Origin of the sequence: Wohlfahrtiimonas populi, from assembly GCF_002006795.1 — a bacterium.
Taxonomy (GTDB): domain Bacteria; phylum Pseudomonadota; class Gammaproteobacteria; order Cardiobacteriales; family Wohlfahrtiimonadaceae; genus Wohlfahrtiimonas; species Wohlfahrtiimonas populi.
Genome location: NZ_MVDN01000036.1, coordinates 1 through 1,651, shown reverse-complemented (window position 1 = coordinate 1,651; position 1,651 = coordinate 1). Strand labels below are relative to the sequence as shown.

The following is a 1,651-nucleotide window of genomic DNA, read 5'->3' as shown; positions in this document are numbered from 1 at the left end:
CCAACAATATCTGCACCATAGATAGATAAATGTCCTTCATCACTATACATGGGCTCATCATTAATGATCATTCGGCAACCTCTTTCATCGCAAAACCCATCATCAGGGCTGATAAAATAAGCATTAGGATATGCTTCGGTGAGTTTTTTTATTTGTTCATTAAAAGGAATGCTTTGTGGTGGTTTAAATTCATCACAAGAAGAGTGTGAGAATAAAGATAGATTTTTGGAAGAAAGGCATTCATAGACATTATATGGTGGACGAGAATAATCACCAATGATGTATATGTTTCTATGGCCATTTCTTTGAATCATATTTTGTATGCCTTGAAGTATTGCATCATAATATTGCTCAGGATTTTGATTGATTGTCAGTCCTGTAAAATTCCCATTTTTATCCGTAATGGTATTATATGGCCAGTTTTGAGCCCAAATTAAAGGTTTACTATTATTTTTTAGTGCTTTTTGGTCAAATTGATTCACGAGAGATGAGCATGCCTCTAATTCTTGCCCCTTAAATATAGGGATGTATTCTGGCATAAATAAACAAGCATTGACAAACCATGTCTGAGCTTTGATATTGTTGTTAATAAGGTATTTCACATATTGACGTGCAAAACTATCACCAATCATTACATAATCAAAATTTTTATCAGAAGATGTAAAAGCAACTTTATCAACTGTAAAATCTCCACCACCATAATATAGGTAGTGAAACTCTGCGGATGTAAGAACATGTTTACCCATGACTCGGAAAGAGGCTCCTTTGGTTTTATAGATACCATAAGTAGGAATGAGTGTAATAAACAAGGCAATGATAATGTATTTTACTTTCCATTTACGTGATTCAATTAAATAATAAGAAAGGATTGCTAAAACAAAGCTTAGGGCAAAAAATGCCCAGACATTCATATCTAAATTATAGCGATGATTGATGAACACAATGAGCCAATGATATAGATAAAGCGAATATGACCACAAACCAATTTTCTGAAAAATAATATTATTGGTGAGGATAGAGCTGCTATTGGCCTGCATCAATATAAATGCTCCCAATGTTGGCAATAATGCCATATAACCTGGCCAAATCGTATTTTCAGAAATAATGAACATTGAAAGTATAATGAGAATAATACCTAAGATTTCTAAAATATATTGATGAGAGGTCTTTGTTAATTTAAACGGATATAGAAAAATTAATCCGCCCAATAACATTTCCCAAATTCGTGTGGGTAATAGAAAGTAGGAAGCAACGGGAGATTGATAACTAAAATATACTGTAAAGCCTAAAGAAATGAGTGTGATGGCAATAATAATTTTTTTTAGAGTGCTCATCGAACAAATTTTAGCAAGAACAGCAAGAACAACGGGGTAGATGATATAGAATTGCCATTCTACTGATAATGACCATGTATGAAGTAAGGGCTTACTGAAAGCATTAGCATCAAAATATCCAGAATCGTGCCAATATAAAAAATTTGAAACAAATAGTAAGCTGCGAACAGCCTCATTTGCTAAATTTCTATATAAAATAGGAGAGATTAGAAAATAACCAAAGGTTATAAGAAGAATAACCAGTATTAATAGTGCAGGTATGATTCTTCGGATTCTAGCTGCATAGAATTTCAGAATAGAGAATGAGTGGTCATTGA

At 32.9% G+C, this 1,651-nt stretch carries 1 protein-coding gene; it reads right to left on the bottom strand.

Annotated features, from left to right (window positions below; translation table 11 throughout):
* Positions 1 to 1,651: acyltransferase family protein (locus tag BZK16_RS13785; RefSeq protein WP_077929458.1), on the bottom strand; the 1,651-nt coding region annotated here is incomplete at both ends.